General features: G+C 56.2%; 23 protein-coding genes and 1 tRNA gene. 15 read left to right on the top strand and 9 right to left on the bottom strand.

The window, feature by feature from the left end; genetic code table 11:
* Positions 1 to 3: 3 nt before the first annotated feature.
* Together CPJ18_RS18755 and CPJ18_RS18750 are read right to left on the bottom strand one after the other, a co-directional pair.
* Complete coding sequence (locus CPJ18_RS18755; RefSeq protein WP_077102382.1) at positions 4 to 201, bottom strand: twin transmembrane helix small protein; 198 nt, start codon at positions 199 to 201, stop codon at positions 4 to 6.
* 64 nt (positions 202 to 265) lie between these two features.
* Positions 266 to 1099, bottom strand: coding sequence for an SDR family oxidoreductase (locus CPJ18_RS18750; RefSeq protein WP_077102380.1), 834 nt, complete (start codon positions 1097 to 1099; stop codon positions 266 to 268).
* Between the two features lie 174 nt (positions 1100 to 1273).
* Here CPJ18_RS18750 and CPJ18_RS18745 point away from each other — a divergent pair, with 174 nt between their 5' ends.
* Positions 1274 to 2182: a YihY/virulence factor BrkB family protein gene (locus CPJ18_RS18745; protein WP_077102378.1), complete on the top strand. Its 909-nt coding sequence runs from the start codon at positions 1274 to 1276 to the stop codon at positions 2180 to 2182.
* Here the strand turns inward: CPJ18_RS18745 and gluQRS are convergent.
* Positions 2153 to 3034, bottom strand: a complete 882-nt coding sequence (gene gluQRS / locus CPJ18_RS18740; RefSeq protein WP_153366557.1) for a tRNA glutamyl-Q(34) synthetase GluQRS — start codon at positions 3032 to 3034, stop codon at positions 2153 to 2155. The genes CPJ18_RS18745 and gluQRS overlap by 30 nt on opposite strands.
* An 82-nt stretch (positions 3035 to 3116) precedes the next feature.
* Between gluQRS and CPJ18_RS18735 the strand changes: the two genes are divergently transcribed.
* Both CPJ18_RS18735 and CPJ18_RS18730 read left to right on the top strand, forming a co-directional pair.
* On the top strand, positions 3117 to 3740 hold the full coding sequence (locus CPJ18_RS18735; RefSeq protein ID WP_244554119.1) for a DNA-3-methyladenine glycosylase family protein: 624 nt from the start codon (positions 3117 to 3119) through the stop codon (positions 3738 to 3740).
* A 100-nt stretch (positions 3741 to 3840) separates the two neighbouring features.
* A complete protein-coding gene (locus CPJ18_RS18730; RefSeq protein ID WP_077102374.1) occupies positions 3841 to 4398 on the top strand; it encodes an HNH endonuclease in 558 nt (185 codons plus the stop codon).
* Between the two features lie 6 nt (positions 4399 to 4404).
* On the opposite strand, the gene CPJ18_RS18725 is transcribed toward CPJ18_RS18730, so the two are convergent.
* Positions 4405 to 4920, bottom strand: coding sequence for a disulfide bond formation protein B (locus tag CPJ18_RS18725; RefSeq protein WP_077118443.1), 516 nt, complete (start codon positions 4918 to 4920; stop codon positions 4405 to 4407).
* A gap of 253 nt (positions 4921 to 5173) precedes the next feature.
* On the opposite strand from CPJ18_RS18725, the gene CPJ18_RS18720 reads away from it, so the two are divergent.
* From CPJ18_RS18720 to CPJ18_RS26635, 3 genes are all read left to right on the top strand, one after another.
* A tRNA-Leu gene (locus tag CPJ18_RS18720) sits at positions 5174 to 5258 on the top strand.
* Between the two features lie 294 nt (positions 5259 to 5552).
* Positions 5553 to 5942, top strand: coding sequence for a hypothetical protein (locus CPJ18_RS18715; protein WP_244554118.1), 390 nt, complete (start codon positions 5553 to 5555; stop codon positions 5940 to 5942).
* A 479-nt stretch (positions 5943 to 6421) separates the two neighbouring features.
* Positions 6422 to 6928 carry a hypothetical protein gene (locus CPJ18_RS26635; protein ID WP_077102370.1) on the top strand — a complete coding sequence of 169 codons (507 nt, stop codon included), beginning with the start codon at positions 6422 to 6424 and terminating at the stop codon, positions 6926 to 6928.
* A 763-nt stretch (positions 6929 to 7691) separates the two neighbouring features.
* Here the strand turns inward: CPJ18_RS26635 and CPJ18_RS18700 are convergent.
* The 4 genes from CPJ18_RS18700 to CPJ18_RS18685 form a co-directional block, all read right to left on the bottom strand.
* Positions 7692 to 8000, bottom strand: a complete 309-nt coding sequence (locus CPJ18_RS18700) for a hypothetical protein (protein ID WP_245445436.1) — start codon at positions 7998 to 8000, stop codon at positions 7692 to 7694.
* Between the two features lie 230 nt (positions 8001 to 8230).
* Positions 8231 to 10186, bottom strand: a complete 1956-nt coding sequence (locus CPJ18_RS18695) for a methyl-accepting chemotaxis protein (protein ID WP_103659635.1) — start codon at positions 10184 to 10186, stop codon at positions 8231 to 8233.
* Between the two features lie 520 nt (positions 10187 to 10706).
* A complete protein-coding gene (gene hutC / locus CPJ18_RS18690) occupies positions 10707 to 11432 on the bottom strand; it encodes a histidine utilization transcriptional repressor HutC (RefSeq protein ID WP_077105135.1) in 726 nt (241 codons plus the stop codon).
* Between the two features lie 69 nt (positions 11433 to 11501).
* Positions 11502 to 12848 (bottom strand): formimidoylglutamate deiminase, encoded by a 1347-nt coding sequence (locus tag CPJ18_RS18685; RefSeq protein ID WP_077105136.1) that lies wholly within the window; start codon positions 12846 to 12848, stop codon positions 11502 to 11504.
* A gap of 120 nt (positions 12849 to 12968) precedes the next feature.
* Between CPJ18_RS18685 and hutI the strand changes: the two genes are divergently transcribed.
* Genes hutI through CPJ18_RS18660 form a run of 5 tightly spaced genes read left to right on the top strand, consistent with a single transcriptional unit; the run spans position 12969 to position 18813 of the window.
* Complete coding sequence (hutI, locus tag CPJ18_RS18680) at positions 12969 to 14228, top strand: imidazolonepropionase (protein ID WP_077105137.1); 1260 nt, start codon at positions 12969 to 12971, stop codon at positions 14226 to 14228.
* Positions 14225 to 15760, top strand: coding sequence for a histidine ammonia-lyase (gene hutH / locus CPJ18_RS18675; RefSeq protein WP_103659634.1), 1536 nt, complete (start codon positions 14225 to 14227; stop codon positions 15758 to 15760). Before hutI ends, hutH begins: the two co-directional genes overlap by 4 nt.
* Positions 15761 to 16579 (top strand): N-formylglutamate deformylase, encoded by an 819-nt coding sequence (hutG, locus tag CPJ18_RS18670; RefSeq protein ID WP_103586120.1) that lies wholly within the window; start codon positions 15761 to 15763, stop codon positions 16577 to 16579.
* The gene (hutU, locus tag CPJ18_RS18665) at positions 16576 to 18249 is read left to right on the top strand and encodes a urocanate hydratase (protein WP_103659633.1); all 1674 of its coding nucleotides are present in this window, start codon (positions 16576 to 16578) and stop codon (positions 18247 to 18249) included. Before hutG ends, hutU begins: the two co-directional genes overlap by 4 nt.
* Before the next feature lie 6 nt (positions 18250 to 18255).
* The gene (locus CPJ18_RS18660; protein WP_077105141.1) at positions 18256 to 18813 is read left to right on the top strand and encodes a HutD/Ves family protein; all 558 of its coding nucleotides are present in this window, start codon (positions 18256 to 18258) and stop codon (positions 18811 to 18813) included.
* A 108-nt stretch (positions 18814 to 18921) separates the two neighbouring features.
* On the opposite strand, the gene CPJ18_RS18655 is transcribed toward CPJ18_RS18660, so the two are convergent.
* On the bottom strand, positions 18922 to 19602 hold the full coding sequence (locus CPJ18_RS18655) for a GntR family transcriptional regulator (RefSeq protein WP_103586113.1): 681 nt from the start codon (positions 19600 to 19602) through the stop codon (positions 18922 to 18924).
* A gap of 141 nt (positions 19603 to 19743) precedes the next feature.
* On the opposite strand from CPJ18_RS18655, the gene CPJ18_RS18650 reads away from it, so the two are divergent.
* The 4 genes from CPJ18_RS18650 to araD all read left to right on the top strand — a co-directional run bounded on the left by CPJ18_RS18650 (position 19744) and on the right by araD (position 24302).
* The gene (locus CPJ18_RS18650) at positions 19744 to 20748 is read left to right on the top strand and encodes an ABC transporter substrate-binding protein (protein WP_077105143.1); all 1005 of its coding nucleotides are present in this window, start codon (positions 19744 to 19746) and stop codon (positions 20746 to 20748) included.
* A gap of 76 nt (positions 20749 to 20824) precedes the next feature.
* On the top strand, positions 20825 to 21643 hold the full coding sequence (locus CPJ18_RS18645) for an ABC transporter ATP-binding protein (RefSeq protein ID WP_077105144.1): 819 nt from the start codon (positions 20825 to 20827) through the stop codon (positions 21641 to 21643).
* Between the two features lie 4 nt (positions 21644 to 21647).
* Entirely contained in the window at positions 21648 to 22517 is an 870-nt protein-coding gene (locus CPJ18_RS18640; protein ID WP_077105145.1) for an ABC transporter permease, read from the top strand.
* 39 nt (positions 22518 to 22556) lie between these two features.
* Positions 22557 to 24302, top strand: coding sequence for an L-arabinonate dehydratase (araD, locus tag CPJ18_RS18635; protein WP_077105146.1), 1746 nt, complete (start codon positions 22557 to 22559; stop codon positions 24300 to 24302).
* Positions 24303 to 24328: the final 26 nt, after the last annotated feature.

Genomic DNA, 24328 nt, shown 5'->3' with positions numbered 1-24328 from the left:
CCCCTATCGACCGCCGCCGGTTAGCCACAGCGTCAACATGATGAGTATGATGGCAATGGCCTGCAGGAGAAGTCGCAATTGCATCAGCTTGTTGGATTTGTTGGCATCCGTCCCTTTGAGCATGTTGAATAGTCCGCGTATCAGGACGAGGACGACGAGACCCATAACAATGACCGCCAGAACCATGGTAAAACTGGACATGCTCTACTCTCCCGAAATGCCGTGTAGCCTTTGTGGCGTTGTAGCTGATTGAAGTGTCGAAGCGCTAGTCGAACTTGCGCAGTAATCGGTAAAACAAACCTGACGGTATCAGCCGTTTCAACAATACGGCTTGCTTGGCTGGCTTCGTTACCAAGTAATGGGGCTTCGGCTTCTTTGCCGTCAGCGCGTGTTTGAGCACGGCATAGACCGCGTCTGGCCCCAGCTTATGTTTGTTGACCGGTCCGCTGCCATCCAGCCGGGTGAGTTGACGTTTATAGTCCTGTGCGTGGGCAGAGTTTTCAAGGTCGATATTTCCCTTGATATGCGCAAGTGCCGTCGCGGTAAATTTCGAAGCAATAGGGCCAGGCTCGATCAAACTGACGTCAATGCCGCTTCCATGAAGCTCCATGCGCAGCGTTATACCCAATCCCTCGACCGCAAATTTCGAGGCGGTATAGGCACCGCGATAACGATAAGGGACTAGGCCGAGGATGGATGAACAGTGGACGATACGGCCACTGCCTTGCCTGCGCATAAATGGAATGACGCGGCAGGTCAGGTCGTGCCAGCCGAAAACATTTGTTTCGAATTGCTGGCGCAAAACATTGACGGGCAAATCTTCAACGGCACCGGGCTGGCCGTAAGCGCCGTTATTGAACAGTGCATCGATGCGCCCTCCGGTTTTGGCTGTTACATCATCGACAAGAGCGGCGATCGTCTCAGGCTTGGTATAGTCCATGATCAGGGTCTCCATACCCTGCTGTTCCAGCGCAGCTTTGTCTTCAACGCGTCTGACGGTCGCAAAAACCCACCAGCCATCTTTCTGAAGCGCCTGCGCGCAATAGGCACCGATCCCGGAGGAGCAGCCGGTGATGATGATGACCGGTTTTTCGAGCATGAAATGTTTTCCTAAGACGGTACATGTTATGGAAAAGAGGTAGAATGGAATTCGGTAGCGCACAATTCTTTCTTTAGAGTGGAACCGGTGTGTGGTTTCATGCGCTGTACAAGCATCGAATGGCTTCCCATATCTCGCAATGGGCTACAAATGAATGCAGATTGAGGAGGTGACATGGTTGCCGCGTTGGACATTGTCCGAAAAGTCGCCTTGGATGCCTATTTTCACTTTGCGGAGGACGACGGCTGGGCAATGGCGAGCCATGTTGCGCTCTCCATCCTTCTGGCACTTTTTCCCTTTTTGATTTTTGGAACCGCACTGGCGGGTTTTCTGGGCGCGGACCAGTTCGCCGAAACCGCTGTTCATATTATTTTTGACACATGGCCTGCGGCCATTGCAGCACCACTTGCCGCCCAGGTGCAGCAGGTTCTCACCATCCCTCGCGGTGGGCTATTGACCATTTCCGTACTTGCAGCGGCTTACTTTGCGTCAAACGGTGTTGAAGCCCTGAGAATTTCGCTAAACCGCGCCTACAGGGTCAGCGAAACACGCTGGTGGTACGTAACGCGCCTGCTCAGCCTGTTCTACGTCGTCATTGCCGTCACGACTTTCGCTGCCATCAGCATTGTCCTTGTTGCGGTACCGGTTGCACTTTCTTTTGCTGAAACACGCTTTCCTTTGTTGAAGGACATCTTGGTAACGGTTTCCAACCTCGGCCTCTACGGTACGATCATCGTTCTTGCCGTGGGGCTTTCAGCCGCGCATTTATGGCTTCCCGCTGGACGTCGCCGCATATGGGATGTTTTGCCGGGCATCATCCTGACGCTGATCTTCTGGGTCATTGGTGCGGCAATATTCGCCTATTATCTGGCAACCTTTGCAAACTATGCGGCGACCTATGCGGGTCTGGCTTCGGTCATGATTGTTCTTGTCTTTCTTTATATGGTCGGCGTAATCTTCATGCTGGGAGCGGAGGTCAATGCCGCGCTGATGAAATACCGCATCCGGCATGTCATCAAGGCGGGCATTCACAATGGTAGCCTGAGAGAAGCGCTAGACGCCGAGGAGGCTGCGGATATCTGACGGCGTGTGGCCCTGAGCACGCAGCGCCCAAAGACCCGTACTACCGATACTTTTGGACAGCTTTTTTCCGGTCTCATCAAACACCAGACGGTGGTGGTGATATTCTGGCACCGGCAGTTCCAGCAGAGTTTGTAGCAGCCTGTGAATGGATGTCGCATCAAACAAATCCATTCCGCGCACCACATGGGTCACGCCCTGCAAAGCGTCATCCAAAACCACCGACAGGTGGTAGCTTGAAGGTGCATCCGAACGCGACAGGATGACGTCTCCCCAGACTGCCGGATCGGCTTTGATCAACGTGTTATCGCCGTTGCCGGTTTCACTCCATTCCAACGAGTGCCGGAGATGAGAAATGGCCTTATCCATATCCAGCCGCCACGCATGCTGTATGTTTGACGACAAAAGCGTTGCGACTTCTTGCGCGGGTCTTTGCTTGTCGAGCGGCGGATAGAGCGCTGCGCCATCAGGATCGCGAGGCCATATCTTGCTGTTCGCCTCGTAGTCTCTAACGAAAGCTTTCGTCTCGCTGCGGCTCATGAATGACGGATAGGCCAGTCCGATCCCAATCAATTTCTCCAGTCCCTGGCGATAGTCGTCGAAATTCTCCGATTGTCTCCGCACGGGCTCGTCCCATGAGAGGCCAAGCCATGTCAGGTCCTCATAAATTCTCTGCTCGAGTTCCGGCGTGCAGCGCACGACATCAATATCCTCGATACGCAGCAGAAAACGCCCACCCTCATCCTTGGCCATATCGTGGTTGAGAATGGCAGAAAGTGCATGGCCGAGATGAAGCCGCCCGTTGGGGCTGGGTGCAAAACGAAAAACCGGCTTTTGACCTGAAAGAAAAGACATGGTTTCTTCTGCCACGGTTGCGGTGCTTCGCCAAGACGAAGTCATTTGGTGATGTGGTGTGGTCAAAATCATTCGAGATATTGTGGATATAGATCAAGGACTAGCGGCACTTGTCGTAATCGATCCGCGGCTGAAGGCGATCGCGCAAAAAGCAGGGCCATTGCCGTTGCGCCTTAGTCCGCCTGGGTTTGCGGGTCTGGCCCACATCATCGTGTCCCAGGTCGTCTCCAGGGCCAGTGCCGATGCCATCTGGCGAAAAATGGAAGATGGGATCGGTGAGGTTACGGCGCAGAATTATCTGGCTGGGACCGCTATCGATCAACCCAATTTCGGACTGTCACGCGCCAAAGCGAAAACTCTGAATGGCGTTGCTACAGCCGTAATTGAGGACAGGCTGAATTTTGACGCCTTAGACGCGATGGGTGAGGAGCAAGCTTTTCGTGAACTGACGTCGCTTGGCGGCATCGGTCCATGGACGGCGCAGGTTTATCTTATGTTTTGCGGTGGTCATGCGGATATTTTTCCATCCGGCGATGTGGCGCTACAGGCAGCGGTCGCGCATGCGTTGGAAATGGAAGTCCGCCCCACACAAAAAATACTCGACCGGATCGCGTCTGAGTGGTCCCCCTGGCGGTCTGTCGCTGCCCGGCTTTTCTGGGCTTATTATGCCTCCACGATGCGGCGGGATGCTTTGCCGGTCGCCTGAAATTAGCCTTTCTTTCAGCGCTTCATTTATGGGCTTCACAATCCTGTAACAACAGACCTAATATACAAGATGTAGATGCAGAATCGGTCAGGAGACGCCCTTGACGATTGCCGTTTCACCACAGGCTTTGCCTGCGCTCGTTTTGAACGCAGACTACCGGCCACTGAGCTATTATCCCTTGTCGTTGTGGTCCTGGCAGGACGCGATCAAGGCAGTATTCCTTGACCGTGTGAACATCATTGCAGAATATGATCACGCGGTGTGTTCACCCAGCTTTTCCATGCGGTTGCCGAGTGTCGTTAGCCTCAAGACCTATGTTCAGCCCACCAGAAACCCCGCCTTCACACGCTTTAATGTCTTCCTGCGTGACAGATTCGAATGCCAATATTGTGGATCACACGATGATCTGACATTTGATCACGTTATACCGCGTGCCCACGGTGGAGAAACCACCTGGCTGAACGTTGTCGCGGCATGTTCACCCTGCAATCTCAGAAAGGGTAGTAAGTTGCCCAAGATTGCAGGGATGATCCCTCACCAGAAACCCTATCAGCCGACGGTGCAGGACCTGCATAATAACGGTCGCTCATTTCCGCCCAACTATTTGCACGAAAGCTGGATGGATTATCTTTATTGGGACACCGAATTGCAGCCTTGATCGTCGTTATGCTGACTTGCGGCTGGCACCGAAAAAGGCGATTGCCGCAAGAGCTACACTGGCGAGAACGTTCCAGCCAGCAAACGACAAGCCGAGAACGCGCAACGCCGCATCATTGCAGGATGGTGCCTTGATGGCATTGAGATCGCCCAGGAGATTTCCTGCATTGGTTGTTATGGATGGGGCACTGGTGGCGCAGCTCGTCGGGCCAGCCCAAAAGCCCCATTCCACGCCGGAGTGATAGACACCGAGACCGGCACCAATCAGCATGGCAATGCCAATGATAACAAGGGCCGTTCGCGTCAACCAGACGGGCAGTTGGAACAGGCTTGCAGCAATCGCCAAAATGCCAACGGGTATGGCGTAATAATAGGGATCGCGCTGAAGAAGGCACAATGCGCAAGGTGTGTAACCGCCAATATGCTGAAAAGCGAGCGCCGAGCCAACGGTAAAGATCATTCCCACCGTGACGACGATAGCCGCCATGCTACGGGTCTTTTCTGCGGAGGTTGCACTTGCCATGGTCTGTCTTTCACTTTCGACGGAAAATTCTAAAGCACCTGATCAGGTGTAAAACGGGCGGGATGCGGCTCTTTCAAATATGCTGCTCAATGCCTCTAATCCAGTCTTATCCGGCTTGCAAATCCTTCGTTCGGTGTGGTGGTGCCAGCTCTGAGCAAAGTTTCGTGAAATCGCGATTTTCGCAAATATCTATTGACGTTATATGGTCGGTTCGTATAGTCCGCCGCATACCAAGGAATGAGATTCCAAAGTTGCCCCTTTGGCGGAATTGGTAGACGCGCCTGACTCAAAATCAGGTTCCGCGAGGAGTGCTGGTTCGATTCCGGCAAGGGGCACCAAAATTTCAGTCAAAATACTGAGAATTCAACAGGCTAAGTGGAGCTATTGCTTTTCGATCCACCTTTCTGACCACCTTTATCCGCTCGGCAGAAGGCTGTTCACAAACGTGTGAAATAGCTCCTCGGGCATCATCCCATATACGACTGTCATTCCGATTTGGGAGGCGAGAATTTGGTTTCAGCAACATCTCTACTGGGCGCTGCCAGCGAGCACTTCGTTATGTGCCAGTTGCTACGGCATGGAATGATTGCTGCTCTCTTGCCCCATCTGGCGTCCCAAACGCAGATATCGTGGTGACAGACGACATCGGGGACAGGCTGTGCGCTATCCAAGTCAAAACCCGCACTGAAAAAGGATCTGACGGCGGTTGGCATATGGGCCGAAAGCATGAGGGAATTGCGTCCGACCGGCTATTCTATGTCTTCCTTGATTTCGGTATTGATCTAACCTCAAATCCCTCCTCCTTCATTGCCTCAAGTACTGTTGTTGCCCACGTGATCAAAACATCTCATCAACACTGGTTGTCCGCGCCGGGAAAGAAAGGTCAGCAAAGGAAGGATTCAGATTTTCGACAGATGCTCCCCGATTATGACCGAATAGGTTTGAAGTTTGGCTATGGTGCGGGATGGATGGAGCAGTATCGTGAGAACGGGAAAAGCCTCCGAACGGAAGCCAGTCGCTGATCCCCGCTACGCACGTAGTGACCGCAAGAACACCCTTGACGCTCGTCCAGTGAATGCTGAAGAGTCTTCATCAACCTTTTGATGGCACACTGTCCGCTCCTAAAAGATAGGGGCGTCATGAGGGGTATTTTGATCGCGGCGGCAGCGTTGCTTGCTGTAGGATCGGCAGCGGCAGCCAATTATCCGTGCAGTGGGAAGAAGGGCGGCATTGATCGATGCCAGGGCGAGATGTTCATTTGCGTGGATGGATCAGTCAGCGCTAGCAAGAAGTCCTGCATCGCGACAATTGGCAGCCTGGGCGTGCTAGGCTCTGAGGCATCGGACATGTCACCGGCAGCGCCGTCATCCAAGGATTGCTCTTGTCGCGGCGGTTCATACTGCACTGGTCCGAGAGGTGGGCAATACTGTCTCAAGGATGACGGCGGAAAGAGTTATCTCAGAAAGTGACCGAAGTGGCTTACAAATAGGGGAGAAAGGGATTGAAGGGGAAGTTTTTCTCGGAAGAAGCCGTTCAACAACTGCGCAAGGGACAAAGAGGAGTAAGGTCAAAAGCTCTCGCGTTGAGGGAGAAGTTTGTTCTGCACAGGTACGAAACCGAACGCGGCAAAGAATACGCGCTGCACGGATTTAGTCGCAGACTAGACGGTCTAGCGCACTGTGTGGAGCGAGTTTTCGACCTTCCAAAGCGCAACTCACTTGTTGAAGCTGCGTCAAACATTCAATCCTTTATCATCAACGTATCAGGGTGCTGCAACAATTCAGCGTGGGTATGGGTGTTTCAGAAAAACGTTACCCTAGAAGATGGCTCGGATTTGCCACAGCATGGTTCGCCTCACACAGTGGACCCTTCCGATGCGGCTGAATACGTCGAATTGGAAGATAAGATTTACAAGGCAACTCTACTCGGCGACATATCTCTGGTGGAATCCTTTGAGCTGGCAGCGCTGATGCGTTTGTCGCCCTTCATGGTCCACTCTGCCACGTAAGGCTCCCCAACCGCCTTGTTCCACGCACAGATGCTTGCTGACTTTCACACCATTGAGGAATTGGGCGAGCGTCTTCTTGCAGAGTTGAGCGCTGATGGCATTGAGTTCTAGTCGTAACACTTGCTTGGGTGACTGCATCCCCCCGGGTAACGCACGCCGCACTGCATGGCGCGTGGTTTGTTCTGGTCGAATGAAATCTTTTGATAGTTTTTCAAACGGCCCGGTGCTGCTTGAGGCTCTTTTACGGCTTCCGAAAATTCAATGGCGCGAACGCTTTCTGGTGCGTACCCGCCCCGCCGTGGAGCCGACCCCAGTTTTTCAGAACTTTAGTTAAATCTGGACCTCCGTTACGGAAGTGCAGGCCGCCAGGCTGCGCTACCGGTTCAACATTCCTCAACAGCGCCGCCCTTGGCTAGTGCGAACCAAAGCGACGAATTCGTCGGGTTGGCTCAGGCAGCGTTTGCATCGCTGTGATGCACCTTTTGAAATCCTTTGATAAATTCAAAGCCTCACGCGGGCGCGCGTGCGTAGTTGGTGCGGAATGGTCCTATGTGCAGAATTGCATATCGACTTACCCGGTTGTTTCGGGCCAGCTCCAACAGCGGGTTTTCACAGGACCACAACTATCGATCTGAATATCTCCGAAGGTTTTTAGCGTTTCGACGTGCGTTCGCCCTTTGAAACAAAAGGCATGGCACTAAGTGCCGCTACTGGCGGCAATTGATGAACGCACCCCGCCTGATTCTATCGGGATGGCTCCGCGTCAATGCAGAAACGCGACAATTTCCATCCGCAGGTGGTCACGCTTTCCGAACCTCTCGGATATCTCTTGCAGCAGTGGCTGAACCGAATCGCCCTGAACATCGGGCAGATCGGCATCGCCCAGTAGGCAATGCTCATCGCCAACCGCCGTGATATCGCAGCCCGTGGCCGCTACAGCCTCAACGAACGCCGGTATAGTGAAGTCGATAATCTTGTGTCCTGCGGCGTGCAGCTCGGACACCATTTTCTTTGCCGCGATGCTGGCAGACGTCTTGAGTGCGAGAGCGCGGTCGGCAAGTTGAAGGGACATGTTCCTCTCCGTTTCAATGTTCGAGAGGATAGTAGCTGTCCTTATTTTGAAAAAAAGCAATAAATTACGATCAAAAATGATCTATAAAAGGAACGTAATTAGTGCTCGTGTATGTGAAATAATTTAGTCATGTGCGCCCATTATGCGGCATGAAGCGACATAGGAAATCTTAGTATTTCCCCAGAAAAGGGGCGGCAAAAGCCGCCCCTTTCATTTACTTTGAGTTCGTCTCAAAACTCCTCCCAACTATCATGCGCAACGGCGGCAGCCGAACCACCACCACCGAAGGCACCGGCGATCTTGCGACCCAATGCGCGGGCTGGAGATGGTGCCGGTCTGGACGTGCTGGAGGCAGAGCGGACGGGTGCGTACGCTGGGGCAGAGCGGCTGGCGCTTGCGCCATCACCCAGATTAAAGCGCGACAGCAGCTGGTTGAGAGATGCCGCTTCCTTGGCAAGGCTGTGGCTGGCGGCGGTCGATTGCTCGACCATGGCCGCATTCTGCTGCGTGCCCTGGTCCATCGTGTTGACGGCGGTGTTGATTTCCTGAAGACCAACCGACTGTTCGCGTGACGATTCCACGATCGCACCGATGTGGCGGTTGATTTCCTGAACCTCGGTGACGATCACTTCGAGCGCACGACCGGTTTCGCCGACCAGATTGACGCCGGAGCGCACATGCTCACCGGAGGTCGTGATCAGCGCCTTGATTTCCTTCGCAGCCTTTGCAGAGCGCTGTGCCAGTTCGCGCACTTCCTGTGCCACTACCGCAAAGCCCTTGCCCGCTTCACCCGCACGCGCCGCTTCGACACCGGCATTGAGGGCGAGAAGGTTTGTCTGGAACGCAATCTCATCGATGACGGAGATGATGTTGGTGATCTCGCCCGATGAGCGTTCGATCTCGTTCATGGCTGTGACGGCCTGGCGCACGACGGCCCCGGACTTTTCTGCACCATCACGGGCCTTGGCAACCAGATGGCCGACTTCTTCGGCACGGCTGCTGGAATCCTTCACCGTTGTGGTGATTTCTTCCAGAGCAGCAGCCGTTTCTTCGACAGATGCGGCCTGCTGTTCAGTACGCTTGGACAAATCGTCTGCGGCAGAGCGGATTTCATTGGCACCGGCATCGATACCGCGGGCATTCTGGCCAACGGCACGCAGCGCATCATTCAGATTGGCGACGGAGCCGTTGAAGTTGTTGCGCAACGTATCGAGATGGGTAACGAACGGCGTATCGATGCGGTAGGCGACGTCACCTTCGGCAAGACGATCCAGACCCTTTGCCAGCTGATCGACGGCAAACTGGGTATCCGCCGCATCCTTGGTCTTTTGGGCTTCGCGCTCGATGCGTTCTTTTTCGGACACGCTGCGGTTTGCTTCGGTTTCCTGTTCGAGACGGATTTTCTCAAGAGCGTTATCGCGGAAGATGGAAACGGCCTGTGCCATCTGGCCGACTTCGTCCCTGCGATCCTGTCCATCGACGGGTGCTGCCGTTTGGCCTTGAGCCAGCGTCATCATGCGCTCACGCAGGTTGGCGATGGGCGTGGTGATGCCCTTGGCCGCAACGATCAGAGCCGCGATGATACCGAGTGCGAAGGTGATGCCAACGACCAGAAGAGACATGAGAATGGTGGAGTCTGTCTGCTCCGTGAGGCCATCACTTTGAAGAACAACGTCTTTCGTCAGTTGGTCAAGAAAGGCAGCTGTGTCGTTTGCCATTGGCAGGATCAGTGCGTCTGCCTTAGCCAGCGTCGCTGTCGCCTGTTCGTCCTGATCTGCCTGTCCAAACTGAACAGCCTGATCTGTTAGCACTATGATGTCTTTTGCTCTCACAGTTAGAGCTTCGATTTTCGCTGCTTCACGTGGAAGCGCATCCTTGGCGTTTTGTAAGCGCCTTACCAACTTGGCTTTGCTGTCGTTGTAGAATTCAACAGCAGTTTTAAATCTTGGGTCGCTTGCTGGGTAAGTTAATGCTTGATAGGCACCATAAGCAATTGCGACAAGATTTCGGTTTGCGCGAGCCAATTCAAGGCTCGCTGCGTTGTCGCCCTTGATGAAGTTGGAATAGTTGGTATCCCCAGACTTATAGCTGCTTGATATAAAAGCCGTTGCGCCCAGTCCAACGACGCACAGAGGGATAATCAAAACCAGTATTTTTGTGCGAATGCTCGCATGCTTTAGAAACATCTGTCCTCACAGTCGGGCTATTGGTTTGAACACACAGACCCGCCGAGTCATGGCCGTAAAAAACGGTCGCAAACCCTGTAAAAAGGCCAGATTGTTCGGAGTTTTGATACATGACAGGTGGGTGCACCATCATGGCGACCGGGTTGATTTACTGCCAGTCGTTTGATTAGATGATTGTAGTTTAGAACTAATTAATTTGGCTTTTTGCCTCGATCAATTCTTCGGTTTTTGAGAAGAGATGGAGGCCCGTTTTTGTATCGTTGCACTGGTCTGCTCAACCCGTATGTAATCGCTGTTTCAAGTCGCGATGCCTCGTCATCACCCGAAATAAAGAGCATCTGCAGAGATAATTATGCCAAGTGAACGCAGCTTGCAACAATGAAAATACAACTTTTACAATAATATTTACGATTGGCAACTTTTAGAGGTGCAAGCTTGGTGAGCTTTTAATGGCGTGTCAGCTTGCAGATAGCGGCGGATTCTTTCCATCTTTCCATCGAAAGCCGCGTTGGCGATATGATCAGCCGCCAGGCTTAAATTGCGCGGTGACCACGTGGCGGTTGCCGGGATATGTCAGCTGAACATAGGTTACAGGGCCGTTAGGCCCCCATGTCAGGCGCTCGATCAGGAGACACGCATCTCGTGGAGCGATATCGAGGTTCTTCGTCTCTTTCGGCCCTGCGGTGATCGCCTGAATGCGATGTTCAGCGGTCGTCCAGGGGATTTGCGACAAGAGCCAAGGGCCGGGCGCAAGGCTTTTGAAATCGAAGTCTGCGGCTTGTGGAACAACCGCGAGACTGATGAGGCGCTCCTCCAGGCAAAAGGGCTTTTCACTGGCGTAGTGCAGGCATGCCACCTCAATCACCGCATGCGGTGTGGAAAGTGTGAGACGACGAATATCTTCCGCGCTCGCCTGTCTCTTCCTGAGCGAGAGCACCTTGTATCGATAGGCGAGGTGTAGGGAGCTGACCTCTTCCTTGATATCATGGATATCGAGAATGGCCGATTGCGCACGGGGTTGTGTAACGAAACTGCCGGATTTTTTTCGCCGCTCGATCAGCCCTGCTTTGGCCAGTTGGCTCATGACCTTGTTGACGGTCATGCGGGAACACGAATAGGACGCCGCCATGTCCACCTCGAATGGCAGGCGGTGGCCGGGTTGCCATTCGCCGGACATGATGCGGCTTTCAATGTCGTTCAATATGCGCTGGTGCAAGGTTTCGTCCTTGCCTGTCTTTTCCGTCACTGATTGTCGCTCTCGGTGAAAATTTAAGGCGTGGTGTAACCCGGTACAAGGACAAACAGAAACAAAATATCAGCGCGTCAGAAGATCGGCCATCGCCGCGTTAAACCGGCCAGAAATTTCGGCGCGATGGATATGCCGACCCGCCTGTACCTGTTTGCGCCCTGCAGACCAGACGGCATCCACGGCGACGCCACCGGCAAAAATCCAGTGGTCGAGCAGCTGGTCCTCGGAAAGGTAAGGCACGGCGCTTGTGTCGAGCGACACGATATCGGCACCGCCCCCTTCGATCAGCCCGGACTTTGCCTGAAGTGCTGCATTGCCGCCCAATCGCGCCTGTTCAAACAATTTGCGCCCGGTGGAGCCACCCGCATCGGCCACGACATTGCGTGCACGCAGCGCCAGCCGCTGCGAATATTCCAGCATCCGCAACTCTTGCGCCACCGATGTCAGGATATTGGAATCCGAACCGATGCCGTACCGGCCACCTTCTGCGAGGAAAGATGGTGCCGGAAAGACGCCGTCGCCGAGATTGGCCTCCGTAATGGGGCAAAGGCCAGCAACGGCACCGCTTTGCGCCATCCGTCGGGTCTCGTCTTCGGTCATGTGGGTTGCGTGTATCAGGCACCAGCGGTCATCGACCGGAGCGTGGTCTAAAAGCCATTCCACAGGCCTTGCGCCGGACCAGGCAACACAGTCCTCGACCTCCTTCACCTGCTCCGCCACGTGAATATGAACCGGGCCACCCGCTGCCAGCGGCAGGATCTCATCCAGCTGTTGGTCGGTCACTGCGCGCAGGCTGTGCGGCGCTATGCCGAGAACACCGCCGGGCAGGTCTGCCAAGACCTTTGCGGCACCCTCCATCACCCGTCCATAGCTTTCGACGGAATGAATGAACCGCCGTTGGCCATCGATGGGCGGCTGGCCACCGAAGCCCGAATGAGCATAGAACACCGGCAGCAATGTCAGCCCGATGCCGGTGGCAGTACTGGCGGCACCGATCCGCTCCGCCATCTCGGCGATATTGGCGTAGTGAGCGCCATCCTTATCATTGTGCAGATAATGGAATTCGCCGACGCGACAATACCCAGCTTCGAGCATTTCCATATACAGCTGCGCGGCCACTGCCTCTACATGATCGGGTGTCATGGACAAAGCAAAACGGTACATGACCGTGCGCCAGCTCCAGAAGCTGTCATCGGCCGGTCCGCGAATTTCGGCAAGGCCGGCCATGGCGCGCTGAAAGGCGTGGCTGTGAAGGTTCGGCATGGCCGGCACCAACACAGATGTCCGCTCGTCACCCGGCTGTGGCTGCGTGCCGACCGTCAATGAACAGATCAGCCCACCCTCGATTTCAAGCCGCACGTCACGCGCCCAACCCGTGGTCAGCAGCGCGGATTTTGCATGGATCGCGTTCATCAAACCCTCTTCCGATTGCCTGACATCGAGACCGTCATCGGGGGTGATCTCGATTTTTTGTCTTGCCAAGATATTTAATATGTATAGACATGTTATTACCAAAGGAAAGGCGTAAATCTGATGTCGGGAGATATTTTTTCGAAAACCAGTCACGCCGATGTGTCGCCAAGCCTCTGGCTCAATGCGCGCATCGCGACCTTCGATGCGATGAAAACAGGTCTCGGCACCATCGAAAATGGCGCTGTCCTTGTCCAAGGCGGCCGCATCACCTGGGTTGGCGAAGCCCATTCCGTGCCGGTCGATATGGCGCAGGGCGCTCATGTGCACGATCTCGGCGGACGATGGCTCACACCCGGTTTGATCGATTGCCACACCCACCTTGTCTATGGCGGCAATCGTGCGCGCGAATTCGAAATGCGTCTGGAAGGGGCAACCTATGAAGAGGTGGCACGCGCCGGTGGCGGTATCGTCTCTTCCGTCAAGGCAACCAATGCGCTTTCGGTGGAAGAACTGGTCGAAGCCACATTGCCCCGGCTCGATACTCTCCTTGCGGAAGGCGTGACGACCATCGAGATCAAGTCCGGTTACAGCCTCAATATCGATGGTGAACTGCGCATGCTGAAGGCTGCGCGCGCGCTAGAAACGATCCGCCCGGTCCGCGTCGTCACTTCCTATCTGGCCGCCCATGCGGTGCCGGTCGAATACAAAGGCCGCAATGGCGATTACATCGAAGACGTGGTTCTGCCGGGTTTGCGGCAGGGCCATGCTGAAGGGCTGATCGATGCCGTCGACGGATTTTGTGAAGGAATCGCCTTCTCATTGGACGAGATTGCCCGTGTGTTCGATGTTGCCAAGGCACTGGGCATTCCCGTGAAGTTGCATGCGGAACAGCTTTCGGATCTCGGCGGTGCCAAGCTCGCGGCCTCCTATGGTGCGCTTTCGGCGGACCATCTCGAATATCTCGATGACGATGACGCGCGCGCCATGGCGGCGGCCGGAACGGTTGCCGTGCTGCTTCCGGGTGCCTTTTACGCCATCAACGAAACACGCAAGCCCCCGGTCGCAGCGCTTCGTGCCGCTGGAACACACATCGCGATTGCCACCGACAGCAACCCCGGCACGTCGCCGCTCACCTCGCTTCTGTTGACGATGAACATGGCCGCCACGCTGTTTCGTCTCACCGTCGAGGAATGCCTGGCCGGTGCGACACGCGAGGCGGCACGCGCGCTCGGCCTGTTGGAAGAGACCGGCACGATCGAGGTCGGCAAATCTGCGGATTTCGCCGTCTGGTCAATCGAAAGCCCGGCCGAGCTTGTCTACCGCATCGGCTTCAATCCGCTGTTCACACATGTCTTCAAGGGAAAGAGAATAGATCGATGACCATCACCCTCAAGCCCGGCCAGGTTTCCCTGAAGGATCTGGAAGTGATTTACTGGACCGGCGAACCGGCCCGGCTCGATTCCGTTTTCGACAAGGGTATCGAGAAGGCGGCCGCTCGCATTGCCGAGATCGCCGCCGGGAATGCGCCGGTTTACGGCATCAATACCGGTTTCGGCAAGCTGGCGAGCATCAGGATCGATGCTGCCGATGTCGCCACGCTGCAGCGTAATCTCATTCTGTCCCATTGCTGCGGCGTCGGTCAGCCGCTGGCGGACAACATCGTGCGCCTGATCATGGCGCTGAAGCTGATCTCGCTTGGACGCGGCGCATCCGGCACAAGGCTTGAACTGGTGCGACTGATCGAAGCCATGCTCGAAAAGGGCGTTATCCCGGTCATCCCGGAAAAAGGCTCCGTTGGCGCATCCGGCGATCTGGCTCCACTTGCCCATATGGCTGCTGTTATGATGGGTGAAGGTGAAGCATTCTTCAACGGTGGGCGGTTGAACGGCCGCATCGCACTGGAGCGCGCCGGTCTCACACCGGTGGTTCTGGCCGCGAAGGAAGGGTTGGCACTCATCAACGGCACACAGGTGTCTACGGCGCTGGCGCTGGCCGGACTGTTCCGCGCCCACCGTGCAGCACAATCGGCTCTGATCACCGGGGCGCTGTCCACCGATGCCGCGATGGGCTCGTCTGCACCCTTTCACCCTGATATCCACACGCTGCGTGGCCATAAAGGCCAGATTGATGCCGCTGCGGCCTTGCGGGATCTGCTCAAGGGTTCGGTCATTCGCGAAAGCCATATCGAAGGTGATGAGCGCGTTCAGGATCCATATTGCATCCGTTGCCAGCCGCAGGTCGATGGTGCCTGCCTCGATCTTTTGCGCTCCGTTGCCCGCACGCTTGAAATCGAAGCCAATGCGGTGACGGACAACCCGCTGGTGCTGTCGGATAATTCTGTGGTGTCCGGCGGCAACTTTCACGCCGAGCCGGTGGCTTTCGCCGCCGACCAGATTGCGCTCGCCGTGTGTGAAATCGGTGCGATTGCGCAGCGCCGCATCGCTCTGCTGGTCGATCCGGCGCTCAGCTACGGCCTGCCGGCGTTTCTCGCCAAAACACCGGGCCTCAACTCCGGCCTGATGATCGCTGAGGTCACTTCTGCCGCGCTGATGTCGGAAAACAAACAGATGTCGCACCCGGCTTCCGTCGATTCGACGCCCACTTCGGCTAACCAAGAAGACCATGTCTCCATGGCCTGCCATGGTGCGCGTCGCCTGTTGCAGATGACCGACAATCTCTTCTCCATCATCGGCATAGAGGCGCTAACCGCGGCTCAGGGCATCGACTTCCGCGCACCGCTCGTCAGCAGTCCGGAGCTGACCAATGCCATCGCTGCAATCCGCAACGTCGTGCCCACATTGGAGGTCGATCGTTACATGGCTGACGACCTCAAGGTGGCAAGCGATCTGATCGCCACCGGTGCTTTGAATGCTGCGGTTTCCGCTGGCATCCTTCCGGTTCTGGAGGCGTGAATGAGTGTCTTTGACGTCAAACAGGGGTCATCGCCCGTCATTCTCGGCTTTCCGCACACCGGAACCGACGTTCCGTCTGCGATATGGGACCGGCTGAACGACAACGGCCGTATGCTTGCCGATACCGACTGGCATATTCATCATCTCTACGATGGGTTGTTGCCTGACGTGACGACCGTTCGCGCCACGTTCCATCGTTATGTCATCGATGCCAATCGCGATCCCGAAGGGGCAAGCCTCTATCCCGGCCAGAACACCACCGGCCTTGTGCCCGACACCGATTTCGATGGTGCCGCGATCTGGAAGTATGGCGAGGAGCCGACCGAGGCCGATATCGCAGCCCGGCGTGTCGCGTTCCACGCGCCTTATCACGCAGCACTCGCCGCCGAGATCGAGCGTGTGAAGGCAATCCACGGGGTTGCTGTGCTCTATGATTGCCACTCCATTCGCTCGCACATTCCGTTTCTGTTCGACGGCAGATTGCCCGATTTCAACATCGGCACGGATATGGGCATGACCTGTGATCCGGCAATCGAAGCGGCAACATTCGATGTTGCTACGAAGGCGGGAGGCTATACCAGCATCCTCAACGGTCGTTTCAAGGGCGGCTGGACGACACGTCATTATGGCAGGCCGGAAGCCGGCGTTCACGCGATCCAGATGGAACTGGCGCAGGTGACGCACTTGAAGGCGGAAATGCCGCCCTTCGATTACGACGAAGCCAAGGCCGACAAACTTCGTATCCATCTCAAGGAAATTCTCACGCGCATCGAAGCTTGTGCGCTGACGTTTTCAAAACAAGCAAGGGGAACCAGATGACCAATCCTCGTCACAATATTCGCGATGTCCGTGCCGCCCGTGGCACCGAGTTGACCGCAAAATCCTGGATGACCGAAGCGCCTTTGCGTATGCTAATGAACAATCTCGATCCCGAAGTGGCCGAAAATCCGCATGAGCTGGTTGTCTATGGCGGCATTGGGCGTGCTGCCCGCACATGGGCGGACTTCGACCAGATCGTCGCAACGCTGCGCGATCTCAACGAAGACGAGACGCTGATGGTCCAGTCCGGCAAGCCGGTCGGCGTGTTTCGCACCCATAAGGATGCTCCGCGCGTTCTCATTGCCAATTCCAACCTCGTGCCGCATTGGGCAACCTGGGATCATTTCAACGAGCTCGATAAAAAAGGTCTGGCCATGTACGGCCAGATGACCGCAGGTTCGTGGATTTACATTGACAGCCAGGGCATCGTGCAGGGAACCTATGAGACCTTTATCGAAGCCGGTCGCCAGCATTATGGCGGCGATCTCACGGGCAAGTGGGTGCTGACCGGCGGCCTCGGTGGCATGGGTGGTGCCCAGCCGCTGGCCGCCGTCATGGCCGGTGCGTGCTGCCTTGCCATCGAGTGCAATCCTGATTCCATCGATTTCCGCCTGCGCACCCGCTATGTGGATGCCCGCGCCGAAACGCTCGATGAAGCCATGGAAATGATCGAGCGCTGGACTGCTGCCGGAGAAGCCAAGTCTGTCGGTCTTCTCGGAAATTGCGCTGAACTCCTGCCGGAAATGGTCCGTCGCGGCATTCGCCCGGATATGGTCACCGACCAGACCTCCGCCCATGACCCAATCAACGGCTACCTGCCGAAGGGCTGGACGATGGCTGAGTGGAAGGAGAAGCGTGAAAGCGATCCGAGAGCTGTCGAGAAAGCGGCCCGTGCCTCGATGCGCGAGCATGTCGAAGCGATGATCGCTTTTCAGGACATGGGCATCCCTACCTTCGATTACGGCAACAACATCCGCCAGATTGCCAAGGATGAGGGCCTTGAAAATGCATTTGCCTTTCCGGGCTTCGTTCCCGCCTATATCCGTCCGCTGTTTTGCCGTGGTATCGGCCCGTTCCGTTGGGCAGCACTTTCGGGAGATCCGGAAGATATTCGCAAGACCGATGCCAAGGTCAAGGAACTGACGCCCGGCAACAAGCACCTGCACAACTGGCTGGACATGGCGGCTGAGCGCATCGCGTTTCAGGGTCTGCCAGCACGCATATGCTGGGTCGGTTTGGGGGATCGTCACCGCCTTGGTCTGGCCTTCAACGAGATGGTCAGAACCGGTGAACTCTCCGCCCCTGTTGTCATCGGCCGTGATCATCTGGATTCGGGCTCCGTCGCCTCACCCAACCGCGAGACGGAAGCGATGAAGGACGGCTCGGATGCCGTGTCCGACTGGCCGTTGCTCAACGCGCTTTTGAACACCGCGTCGGGTGCAACCTGGGTCTCGCTGCATCACGGTGGCGGCGTCGGTATGGGCTTTTCCCAGCATTCTGGTGTTGTCATCTGCGCCGATGGCACCGACGATGCGGCGCGCCGTCTGGAGCGGGTGCTCTGGAATGACCCGGCAACTGGCGTCATGCGCCATGCCGATGCGGGCTATGACGCCGCCTTGGAGTGCGCCAAGGGAAAGGGCCTGCGTCTGCCCGGCATTCTGGGAAACTGATCAACGATGAAAATTCTGCGTGCTGGTGATTACAAGCGCATGCCGTGGAAAAACGGCAAGGGAGAGACGGTGGAGATCGCCGTTTTTCCGCCGGATGCGTCCATCGACACCTTTGACTGGCGCATCAGCATGGCCTCTGTTGTCGAGGACGGGGCCTTTTCGACATTTGAAAATATCGACCGGACGCTGGTCGTCCTCAGCGGTGAGGGCATCACGCTTTTCGTGGATGGATCAGACCCTGTCGAACTGCGGCAAAACTCCGAGCCACATCGCTTTGCGGCAGATACGCCGACCTTTGCCACGCTGCTGGACGGACCGATCACCGATCTCAACATCATGGTCCGTCGCGGCAGGGCGGTATGCCATGTCCGACGTCAGGCATCGGGGTTAGTGGAAGCATCCGTCACGGGTACCACAGTGGTATTCGCTCTTGATGCATGCACGAAGGACGGGCTTCAACATCTTGCACCTAACGATTGCGTGGTCCTTGATTCGGGTGACGTGTTGGCGCTGGATGGTGACGACAATTCGTCCGTCCTTGTTGTTTCGACAACCACCACATGATGCCGCCATCAGCGGTCCGTTTGTTCGTTCGACCAGATCACGGTTCGAAATGAATGGCGCTCCATATGCAATGGCTTCGAAACGTCATTAGCGCAGACTTTCGTGCACCTAACGGATATAATTCGGAAACTCCGCACTAATCAGATCAATGATCGACAGAGTGCCTGACAAGTGGTTCCGCAACGCTGATGTCGCCGCTTCCGGATTTCCGGAAGCGATTGCTGAGACTATGGCCTCGTGATCGGCAATCACCGTCTGCAATTTGCCGGGCATCGGCAAGTTGAGGCGGCGCAGACGATCGATATGGACGCTCTGGCGACGAACATTGGCCCAAAGTTGGGTGATACCTGCCATCTCGTAAAGCCTACGATGGAAATCGCGGTCGATGCTATCAAAGATATCGTAGGTATCCGGTGAAGCGACGGCTTTTTGGCGGGTAAGCAATACCCCAAGCTCCGAGGCGGTCTTTTCCGGAGCATCGGTTGTCAACCGCCGCACGGCTTCCAGTTCGATTGACAGCCGCTGGAACTGCGCTTGCATGGCGTGGTCGATATCTATTTTGGCGACCACCGTCGCATATTGCGGATACACATCGACAAGACCTTCCTCCTGAAGGCGCATAAGAGCATCGCGAACCGGTGTCTGGCTGATGCCAAATTCCAGCTGGAGCGAGGCGCGAGAAAGCACCGTTCCCGGCACGAGCTCGACCTTGATGATCCGCTCACGCAGGATCTCGTGTACTTGCAACGCAACCTGCCGCGACCGGTCCAGTTGTCCACTTCTCGTCATGTCACGCCTCACACATTTTTCTGCCAATCACCAAATCACAAATAGCGGGTTGATGCACTGATGTTTTAGTGCTTTAATAAGAAATCAGCATTCTTATGAGTGCGAGGTAGGCCGGGAGGGCCTGCAACCAGGGAGGATAACATGCGACTGTTCATCGGCGGCGTAGCCGCAATCGCTCTTGCCCTCGGGCTTGCCAGTCCAGGCTTGGCTCAGGAAAAAACCAAACTTTCGATCACCCGCCAACCGGGTATTCTTTATCTTGCCAGCCATGTGATGGAGACACAGAAGCTGATCGAAAAAGAAGCGGCAGCCGATGGCTTGCCCGATGTTACTGTCGAATGGCGCACATTCAGCGGTGGCGGTGCTCAGACCGATGCGTTGCTGGCTGGCAATGTCGATGTCGTCAATACGGGTACCGGCAACCTGCTGCTGCTTTGGGACCGTACCCGTGGCAAGGTGAAGGGCATCATCACCAGTTCCGCACAGCCCGTGATCATGGTTTCCAACGATCCGCGCATCAAATCACTGAAGGACATCGACCAAGGCGACAAGATCGCGGTGCCGACCGTCGGGATTTCCACTCAGGCGATCCTTTTGCAGATGGCGGCGGCAAAACTTTACGGGGATGATCAGGTCAAGAAATTCGATCCCAACACCGTGCAGCTTGGCCATCCCGATGCTGTCGCGGCCATCGCCAATTCGCAGCATGAGGTGAAGAACCACTTCTCCGCACCTCCCTTCCAGTATGTCGAACTGAAGCAGCCCGGCGTCCACAAGGTCACGGACTCCCGCGAAATTCTCGGCGGTGCCCTGACGCAGGCGACCTTCTTTACCACAACGGCCTTTGCCGAGGGCAATCCGAAACTGGTCAAGGCGTTGCGGGCCGCAACCGAGGAAGCCGTCGCTTTCATTAAGAAAGATCCGAAGGCTGCGCTGGAAGCCTATAAGACTGTTTCGGGCGACAAGACCAGCCTGGATGACCTTATGGCCATGCTCAAAGAACCCAACATGGACGAGTGGCGCACAGACCCGCAAGGCACAATGAAATTTGCGGAACATTTGCACAAGATTGGCACGCTGAAGTCTATGCCGACAGCTTGGACGGACTATTACCTTCCCGACAGCGCCTATCTGAACGGCAACTGACGCCCGTTTTCTCTGCAACGGCGCTGGCCGCCGTTGCTTTCCTTTTCCACTGCCTTGCTTCAAAGGAGTGAATTCTATGCTGGATGCCCCTGTCGCCGCCACCCCGCGCATTACACCGTCACCGGAAAAGGCGCCGCTTCTGTCCGTCGATCGGGTGACCCTGCGTTACAAGACACCGAATCTGCTGATCACCGCGACTGAAGATGTCAGCTTCACGGTGCGTGAATCCGATCGTTTCGTGCTGCTGGGGCCATCTGGCTGCGGGAAATCCACACTCCTGAAAGCTGTTGGCGGGTATATGACGCCGTCTGCCGGCACGATCCACATCAATGGCCGCCAAGTAAAGGCACCGGGGCCGGACCGGATGATGGTCTTTCAGGAGTTCGACCAGTTGATGCCGTGGAAGACGGTACTCGAAAACGTCATGTTCCCGCTGTCGGTCGCGCGCAAGCTGCCAAAGGCAGAGGCGGAGGAGGTCGCGCGCCATTACATCGACAAGGTGAAGCTGACCCGGGCCGTGGATAGCTATCCGCACACCCTGTCCGGCGGGATGAAGCAGCGCGTGGCGATTGCCCGCGGCATGGCCATGCAGCCTGACATCCTTTTGATGGACGAGCCTTTTGCCGCCCTCGACGCGCTCACCCGTCGGCAAATGCAGGATGAGTTGCTGCAGCTTTGGGAAGACACCAAATTCACCGTTATCTTTGTTACCCATTCGATTGCCGAGGCCATCAAAATCTCTAACCGCATCCTGCTTCTGTCACCCCACCCTGGACGGGTAAAGGCAGAGGTGATCGACGTCGACAAGGTGAGCCATGAGGATGGCAGCGCTGCGACACTTGAGCGCGACATTCACAATCTCCTGTTCTCATCCGAACCCGGCCATAAGGAATAGAGTCATGCTGTCGTCCAACATCATTCTCGCCGCCGATGTGGCCGCCTCTAAGCCGCATGACAACATCAAGCCGGTCGAGCAAAAGCTGAGCGCTTTCGAAACCCTTTGGGGGATCAGCGCTCTGCGCAAGACGTTGCTGATCCTGATCCTTGCCGCGATTTGGCAAATTTACGCTTCCTACCTCGACAACCCCCTGCTTTTTCCGACCCTGAGCGACACGATTTCCACGCTGATCGACCGGTTTATCGATGGTACCTTGCCAGCGCGTATAGGGACGACTCTGCAGATATTGTTCATGGGATATGCCATTGGCACGGTACTGGCCGCTCTACTGACAATTCTCGCCATCAATACCCGCATCGGCACGGATTTTCTTGAAACGATGACGGCGATGTTCAATCCGCTGCCAGCCATTTCACTGCTGCCGCTCGCCCTCATCTGGTTCGGCCTCGGCGCGTCCAGTCTCGTCTTCGTGCTGATCCACTCCGTATTGTGGGCTGTGGCGCTCAATACGCATTCCGGCTTTCTGGGCGTGTCTCGGACATTGCGCATGGTCGGTGCTAATTACGGCCTGACGGGCATTTCCTATGTCCTGCGCATCCTTGTGCCAGCAGCCTTTCCCTCCATTCTGACAGGTCTGAAGATTGGCTGGGCGTTTGCCTGGCGTACGTTGATCGCAGCCGAACTCGTCTTCGGCGTTTCGTCAGGACAGGGCGGTCTTGGCTGGTTCATTTTCGAGAACCGTAATCTTCTCGATATTCCCGCTGTCTTCGCCGGCCTGCTCACCGTTATCATCATCGGCCTGATTGTTGAAAACCTGATCTTCCAGACGATCGAGCGCCACACCATCCAAAAGTGGGGCATGAAAGAATAGCGCCACCTTTCCCCGTTTATCCCGCAACAGGTTATCGCAATGCCAGACATCCCCACCAGGAAGACAACTGAAACGCTTCGAAGCGCACGATGGTTCGCACCCGACGACCTGCGCAGCTTCGGTCACCGCTCGCGCATGATGCAGCTCGGCTATAGCGAGGAGGATTTTCGTGACAAGCCGATCATCGGCGTTCTCGACACTTGGTCCGAACTCAACACCTGTCATGCCCACTTCAGGGAGCGGGTGCAGGACGTAAAGCGCGGCGTGTTGCAGGCTGGCGGCTTTCCGGTCCAGATGCCGTCGCTTTCGGTAGACGAAAGTTTCACCAAGCCGACGTCCATGCTCTACCGCAATATGCTGGCGATGGAGACCGAGGAAATGATCCACTCCCATCCGTTGGACGGTGTCGTTCTGATGGGTGGCTGTGACAAGACCACCCCCGGCCTCGTCATGGGCGCGATTTCGGCCGGTATTCCGATGATCTATCTTCCTGCCGGTCCAATGCTGCGCGGTAATTATGCCGGCAAGATTCTCGGCTCCGGTTCGGATGCCTGGAAATACTGGGACGAACGCCGGGCGGGTAACGTCACGGACGAGGAATGGCTGGGCGTTCAGGGCGGCATTGCCCGTTCGGCAGGAACATGCATGACCATGGGAACGGCCTCGACCATGACCGCAATTGCAGATGCCATGGGGCTGACATTGCCCGGCGCGTCCTCCATTCCCGCCGTCGATGCGAACCACCAGCGCATGGGTGCGGATTGCGGTCGGCGAATCGTCGAGATGGTGTGGGAAGACCTGACGCCTGATCGCATCATCACGGAAGCTGCCTGCCGCAATGCGGCGGTCGTCGCCATGGCGACCGGATGCTCCACAAATGCCGTGGTGCACTTGATTGCCATGGCCCGGCGCGCGGGCGTCGATCTCACCCTCGACCATCTTGACGAACTCGGCCGGGTCACGCCGCTGATCGCCAATGTTCGCCCGTCCGGCAAGGACTACCTCATGGAAGACTTTTTCTATGCGGGCGGTCTGCGGGCTCTGATGAAGCAAATCGAAGACAGGCTCGATCTCTCCGCGATGACGGTGACTGGCCGCACGATGGGCGAAAACCTCGAGGGTGCGAAAGTTTATAATGACGATGTCATCCGTCCGCTGACGAACCCGGTCTATCATGAAGGTTCGCTTGCAGTGGTGCGCGGTAATCTCTGCCCGAACGGTGCCGTGATGAAGCCTGCGGCCTGCGACCCGAAATACCATGTGCACCAGGGGCCAGCGATGGTTTTCGACAGCTACCCCGAGATGAAGAAGGCGATAGACGACGAAAATCTCGATGTCACGCCGGAGCACGTTCTGGTGCTGCGCAATGCCGGGCCGCTCGGCGGGCCAGGTTTCCCGGAATGGGGCATGTTGCCTATTCCAAAAGCGCTGATCAAACAGGGCCATCGTGATATGTTGCGCATTTCGGATGCACGCATGTCGGGGACCAGCTACGGTGCCTGCATCTTGCACATTTCACCCGAAAGCTTCGTTGGTGGCCCGCTGTCTCTTCTCCGCAACGGCGACATCATCCGCCTCGATCTCCCTAATCGCAGCCTTGATATGTTGGTCGACGCCGATGAGATGGCCCGCCGCAAAGCCGCATGGCAGGCACCTGAACCCCGCTTTCAGCGTGGCTATGGTTGGATGTTCTCACGCCACGTAACGCAGGCTGACCAAGGCTGCGACTTTGATTTTCTCGAAACCGGTTTTGGCAAATCTGTTGGCGAGCCGGATATTTACTGAGTCGACCATCATACCAAAAGGAGCCA

Origin of the sequence: Agrobacterium rosae, from assembly GCF_002915175.1 — a bacterium.
Taxonomy (GTDB): domain Bacteria; phylum Pseudomonadota; class Alphaproteobacteria; order Rhizobiales; family Rhizobiaceae; genus Agrobacterium; species Agrobacterium rosae.
Note: the sequence above shows the minus strand (reverse complement) of the source record. Positions and strands in the feature narration are given on the sequence as shown.